Consider the following 6,308-nt stretch of genomic DNA (forward strand, 5'->3'; position numbering starts at 1 on the left):
GTATTTGCCATCGAAGCTGGTGAATGCGGCATTGCCTTTCCATTCCATACCACTCTTCTTGGCTATGAATTCGAGATAGCTTTCAATCTCCGCATAAAGCTTGATCTTATCTGCGATGATGCGCTTCTGAAGCCTGATTACCCGATCAAGAGTGTTGTTGACTACTGTATCCTGTTTGAGCATCTCGGACTTGATTACAGAGACCGGGATGGCTCGACCTTGGGCATCGATCTTGGTACGTTCTGCGGTCGCTTTCGCTTTGGGTCTGGTTTGATTTTCCATGTGAGTTCTCCTTGTGGTGATTTTCTAAAAGTGGTTATTTATCTGTTTGATTATCGTTTTCTGGCTTAAGTGCGTGCTTCTTGATGTAATTCTGCAGCATAGCGATAACGGCTCTGCGCTCTGGTTTATTGAGCAGGTTCCAATGGCTCTTGTTATAGTGCTTAATCATGAAGGCTCTTAGGTCGGAATCAGTCCAAGCTGCCTGTTTCATGAGTGAGAACATGTAGTTCCCTTGTTTGTCGAAGGTGAATTCATAGGGACGCCCATGCTTCCGATAACTGATCATGATTGACTTCAGCTCCAGCAGACGCTCTTCAGGCAGTGCCGAGAGCGATTCTCCAAAACCGAGACCATTCATGATGAACTTGAACCCATCCAGGGGCCAGTGGAACTTCTTGACCCGGATGGCATGGATTTGTTGCCGTAGTTGTCTTTCCCGTAGTTCCCGTTCCATAGAATGCTCCCTCTGTTATTGTGTTTTGAACTTAGTTAATAACGCTTCACATTGTTTAGCTAAGCGATCCCAGGCTTTCTGGTTCTCACGGGCAATTTTTTGCTTTTCCAGTTCAAACATGCGGTCACGCTCATCCCGGTGAGCTTTCCGTTTCGCCTTCTCAATTGCTCGTCTCTGTTCAAGTTTTTCCTGACGCAGACGCAGCTTATCTTCATCAACTTTCCGGACTGATGGGGGCCTATTAGTCTTATGCGAAGTTGCATAGTAATCGTTGTATATCTTGCAGATTGCACCCTTGATGATGTTCATACCCAAGTCGTTCAATCTATCCCTTGATTTAACACAGTACCCATCAGCACTGAAGCCGAGAATATCAATAGATGCCAAGGCTTCCATATAGACATAAACCCACTGACGGCTGCGGGGGTAGTCCTTTGCCACTTCTCTAATCGTATAGAACTTGCCTATCTCAATGTGATCCAGGAGCGATCTGGCAGCAGCCGGATCGAACCTCCACTCGCCCTTCTGCTTATATCCCACTACGGGATTGTAGCGATTGTTACGCACATAGATGCCATCCTCAGGCGAGATCAGCTTGATAGTCTGATCACTATAGAGTCTGTCCAATATCGGCTGCACCAGGCTGATATCTTGAGCCGTCATCTCCGCTGCCAGGTCTGCTGTGAAAGGATGATTGTAGAGATTGACGAAGTTCAGGATCAACTCGGTTGGGCTCATAAGGCGGTACTCAAGTCGATAGCGGAGACTGCCATATCGGGTTGCTTCTTTTGCTCATTCTCGATGATGTACATCACCTTCATGGCTTTACGCAGGTTGCCTCCACTGTTGAAATCGATCTTCTCGATCACTTCTTCTGTTACCTCGACCTCCATTACTTCTCTGGCAACCAGTTCTAAGTCCCGTCTGGAGATCTGTTGGAACTCATAGAAGGAATTGCACCTATCGAAGTAATGGGCATTGATCTGCGAGAGCCTATCCATTGCGTTCTGCATGCCGACCAGGATGACCACAGTCAGGGTCTCATCCACGATGTCCCGGATCGCTCCCAAGAGCTTTTCATGCGAGAAGGAATAGTCGATCTCATCGATTACGATGACCGTATCTTTGTGATCCTCAAGTATCCGCAGGATGAGCTGAAGCAGGTTATTGGCAGTACCTGTCGGGATAAAGGTTCCCATCCTGAACTTGGTGTATAAGGCACTGAGCAGAGACACCATAAATGACTTGGGGGTGGTGGTAGATTCCAGTCTCAGATAGATGTATCCCCTCTGGAATGCCATCCGCTGCGCATAGGTGGTCTTGCCGAGACCGGGACGTCCGAAGAGCAGCCCCAGTCCCACCATCTCCATCTTGGGTCGGTTGAGCAGGAAGTTAATGCAGTCATCCGCTTCCACTACATTGGTTATGGCTACGAGTTTGTTCTGTTTCAAGCTATCCTCCTTTATCTGATGCCCGCACGCTTGAGCATTTCCTCAAAGCTTTTGGGTTTGGGTTTGATTGTTAAATCGTTCTCATCCAGGATTGGTTGAGTGGGAATGGGCACTATTGCCTCAGTCTTATGTAAAGGCTCGTCCCCTCTGATTGGATCGAGTTTGGGCAGGGATTTAACCATCTGCTTTTCCATTGCATTGATCGCCTGATCCCGACTCTGTTTAGGTGGCTCAATCATTGCCGGTTGCTTGAAGATGGGATTGGCATCCAGAGCTTTGGCTTTACGCATGGGGATCATCAGCCTGTCGACTACGATCTGAGTCTGCCTGACCAATATCTTGGTCTTGCGTTCGGTGTTGCGTTGCAGCTTCTTGATCTCAGTGTATTCCTTACGCAGTTCTTTGAAGGAGGTGGGCTGATCTTCTGCGAGTTGGATCATTGGATGCTGAGTCCGGCGTAGCTCTGCCTGGCAGAGGTATTTATCATTGGTGTCATAGACCAGTATCCACCTGGCATCTCCCAGATCGTATCTGATCACTACATCCTTGCCGATGTGATTTACCAGTTCAATATCCCAGTAGAGTAGCTTATCGATGATGATGCCATTGTTACGGATACGCTTCCGTTCCGCACTCAGCATCAGGTTATTGAGCTTACCGGGTACCACTAAACGGTCAGCAGGTAGCTTGGATGAACTGAATACCTGCCAGGGTGTCTTGCCTCCCAGTCCGGAGTGATGATTTTCTCCATAGATGTGCCTGATATAGAAGGCGATCATATGCATGGTCTCTTCAATTGTGGGAGGATGAGCTTCGAATAGCTTCCGTGCCCATTTCTCGTTACGCATCAGGGGAGCAGGTTTATCGTCTATACATGAGCCTCGGAAGGATGAGATAAAGCGTTCAAACTGCTCCTGGAAGGTTCTGAAGAACCGTTCGATAGGTTTAGCTTTGGCATTGTAACTCTTGGCAAAAACCACATTGATCCCGAGGCGGGGGAATATCCCTCCCAGTTCAAGTTCCAGATCATGATCATCCCACTGCTCATGAAAGAGTTTGCTCTTGAAAGCCTTGCCGTTATCCAGATAGATGCGTTTCGGCAATGCTCCCCAGTTCAGGAAGCCGTTTCTGAATGCCACTTGGATGTGATGGCTGTCTTCGGTAAAGGCAAGTGAGGCTCCCACCGGATATCTTGATGCCCAGTCGAAGACCATGATCATTGTCATGCGTTGGGCTTTCCCAGTCTTAGGGTTCATGATATCAAAAGCCAGGTTATGTCCATCGGCTACCCATACATCGCCTACATTCAATAGACTGGCGTCTCGGATAATGGTCTTGACGATGCTTTCAGCTACAGCCTTACTTCCGCTCCGGGCTTGAGTCCAGATGGCTTTATTATTCTGTTCCCAGTCATTGCACCAGCGTTTAAGGGTAGGTGCGCTACTGGGAGATTCGAGGATATCCATTCTGGCTGCGTCCTTCAAACTGCTTATGGCAGAGCCGACCTTGATGTTATTGGGATTGAGCAGCAGGTTGAGCAGGTAGTTCTGTTCAATATAGGTAACTTTGCGACCCCTGATCTGGTTCTTGTTCTTATGTACCAGTGAGAACATATCCCGATTGCTTTCCAGATAGCGTTCCAACCACAGCCGCAGGCATCGTTCATTGCGTTTGCCTAGCAAGGCGTATAGCTCCGAGATCAGCTCTTTTCTATTATAGTCTTCTGTTATGCTCTTCCACTCTTCAACTCTGGACTCGCATTGTTCCAGCCGATAGAGCACGGTCGAGCAGAACTGACCATAAAGCCTGGCTTCGTTTTCATACTTATAAGGTATGTTGTCCGGAGGAGTGAGATCGATATAATCCGACTGGCTGCGTTCTTTGAAGGCAGGTCCCTTAACCGGTACTGGCTTTAGGGTATCTTCGTCAGTCCAGTCTGAGTCCTCTGACTCAAGCTCAGCTTGCGCTGCCTTATCTATCACAGCGATAGTGGTCGTGATAGTCTCTGGAGTATCCGGCTTATCGGTGCCCATGATGTAGTTGTTATAGAAATGGGCATACTCCGAAGAGGTGACGTTATAGAAGCTCATCTGAACCTCCATGCTCGTCAGCTATGGGAGTATAGCCATAAATCAGGGCACTGATCAATAGCTTGCCATCCACTTCGATCTCTGCTTCCACAAACTCACTCGGTGTGACAAACCCTATGTCACACCGAGCAATCTCCAGATTGTATAGTTCCGGGTTGGTTAAGACGAAGGTCTTATTGATCGTCCGCATCCCGGTCTTTACATATTGCTTGTGTGTCTTTAACTGCTGTTCGCTTATGTATCGCCAGACTGTCCTATTCGAACAGCCCTTGAGTTCACCCACCCGTTCTATGGTGAGCCAGATCGCCTTAATCTTCTTTTTACTCATTTTCAATCTCATTATGTAGGTTCCACTTTGAATCACCCTCACTGTGACAAAATTAGCTCTTTTCACTGTCACACCGAGCAAATCTCCATTTGTCACACCGACACTCGGTGTGACACGCTCTTTAATCTCTCTCGTCAATAGCTTTAACTGCTGCCGTTCCCGTTTGGGCTTCGGTGTGACACATGTCACACCGAGTATTTTGTCACACCGAGCACTTTTTCGCCCTCGTCTGACTGCCTCGTAAGTGGTCGCTTTCATAAGCGCCTCCCTTATTTTGTAATGTGGTGCTACTGCACACAATTGCAATAACTTGGGAAGTCCTTTCTGCGAAAACGGGAACTTAGTTTTTTTTCTGCACACTGGCGGAAGAATCCGCCGCGTAAACTCACTCTATATGATTTGTCTTGACTAAACATTTGGGAATTTATATGTTGTTCACAGATACATAATGATACCCATACAGGAACTGTCAAGCAGAAATAAAGCCCCAAAGGGGGAACAGTGGACAAAATGACGATAGGTGACCGTATCCAAACCCTTATGAAATCAATGCAGTTGAAGCAGTGGGAATTTGCCGAAAAATTCGGTGTTTCTAAGAACTCAATCATACGTTATAAGACGAATGATCGCTTCCCCGACTCTGAATTTCTGCTCAAATTAGCAGACGAAAAGGTGAACATCAACTGGGTTTTGACAGGTGAAGGACCTATGATGATCCCCGGCCCCTGGGAGCAAGACAACACCATCAAACGTAATCAGCGGTATCAGATCATCGGTGGCAGACAGCTACTAATAGATGAATTTGGAGATACTTACATTCGCTCCGCAGTTTTCCCCATCTTGGCGGAAATTTCCGCCGGACCCCCCACCGAAGCGGTCGAAGATAAGGAAAGTCGCAAACAGATTGAGATACCAGATAGTTACATTCCCCGAGGCGCATCCCAGTACCTGGCATTCATGGTGAGTGGCAACAGCATGGCTCCGAAGATCCGAAATGAAGATATAGTATTGATCTACAAGACGATAGACTGGGAAAGTGCGGATGGTCAGATCTGTGCTGTGAGAGTGGATGGAGGGATTACTCTGAAACGTGTAAAGTTAGATCATAAGAGGCTTGCACTGGTACTCGAACCCCTCAATTTAGACTTCAAGACTCTTATATTGGACGAGGATCAGACCAGAGACGTTTTTCTGATCGGCACACTTGCAGTCCAACTGCGCCTTTGTGGAACTGATCTAATTTACTGAAATACAAGGATTTCCGAAACCAGTCCAAAATCAACGCAAATTTGCAATAACCTTGATCCAAACAAGTCCAGAAACGTCCAAAGCTCGGTGTGACACAGTCTAAAGCATATCTTATCTATCTCCCCACCAATCAAAGCCTTATCCCCTCATGTCACACCGAAGCCCATTTGCAATATTGGCTGACTCTTTATATCAGGTGAGGAGACTGTTCAAAAACCATCACCATTCTACGCTGGTTTTTTCCGAGCAGTTTGAGGAATAGTGGTCTTTAGTATTGCCAATCATTGTTTTCGATGTAGCGCAGGACGCCGATCGAGACTGTTCAAAAACCATCACCATTCTACGCTGCTTTACCAGAGCACTTGGAGAATAAGTGGTCTAAGTGCTTCCATTTCACATTTTCTTGACAGATTTGGGAGATGTTCAGATTGGCAATCAGCGATTGCTCATGCATG

Annotated in this window: 7 protein-coding genes; 1 reads left to right on the forward strand and 6 read right to left on the reverse strand. The window is 47.1% G+C overall.

Annotated features, from left to right (window positions below; genetic code table 11):
- The 6 genes from Q8M98_01210 to Q8M98_01235 all read right to left on the reverse strand — a co-directional run.
- Positions 1-282, reverse strand: a 282-nt coding sequence (locus tag Q8M98_01210) for a DUF3164 family protein (GenBank protein MDP3113369.1), incomplete at its 3' end; no start/stop codon positions are given.
- A gap of 34 nt (positions 283-316) precedes the next feature.
- Complete coding sequence (locus tag Q8M98_01215; GenBank protein ID MDP3113370.1) at positions 317-736, reverse strand: hypothetical protein; 420 nt, start codon at positions 734-736, stop codon at positions 317-319.
- 15 nt (positions 737-751) lie between these two features.
- Complete coding sequence (locus tag Q8M98_01220) at positions 752-1,474, reverse strand: hypothetical protein (GenBank protein ID MDP3113371.1); 723 nt, start codon at positions 1,472-1,474, stop codon at positions 752-754.
- On the reverse strand, positions 1,471-2,187 hold the full coding sequence (locus tag Q8M98_01225) for an ATP-binding protein (GenBank protein ID MDP3113372.1): 717 nt from the start codon (positions 2,185-2,187) through the stop codon (positions 1,471-1,473). The genes Q8M98_01220 and Q8M98_01225 overlap by 4 nt, the downstream gene beginning before the upstream one ends.
- 11 nt (positions 2,188-2,198) lie before the next feature.
- Positions 2,199-4,277: a Mu transposase C-terminal domain-containing protein gene (locus Q8M98_01230; protein MDP3113373.1), complete on the reverse strand. Its 2,079-nt coding sequence runs from the start codon at positions 4,275-4,277 to the stop codon at positions 2,199-2,201.
- Positions 4,264-4,605, reverse strand: coding sequence for a hypothetical protein (locus Q8M98_01235; GenBank protein ID MDP3113374.1), 342 nt, complete (start codon positions 4,603-4,605; stop codon positions 4,264-4,266). The genes Q8M98_01230 and Q8M98_01235 overlap by 14 nt, the downstream gene beginning before the upstream one ends.
- A gap of 708 nt (positions 4,606-5,313) precedes the next feature.
- Here Q8M98_01235 and Q8M98_01240 point away from each other — a divergent pair.
- The gene (locus Q8M98_01240) at positions 5,314-5,853 is read left to right on the forward strand and encodes a S24 family peptidase (protein MDP3113375.1); all 540 of its coding nucleotides are present in this window, start codon (positions 5,314-5,316) and stop codon (positions 5,851-5,853) included.
- Positions 5,854-6,308: the final 455 nt, after the last annotated feature.

The organism is Candidatus Cloacimonadaceae bacterium (assembly GCA_030693415.1).
Lineage (GTDB): Bacteria > Cloacimonadota > Cloacimonadia > Cloacimonadales > Cloacimonadaceae > JAUYAR01.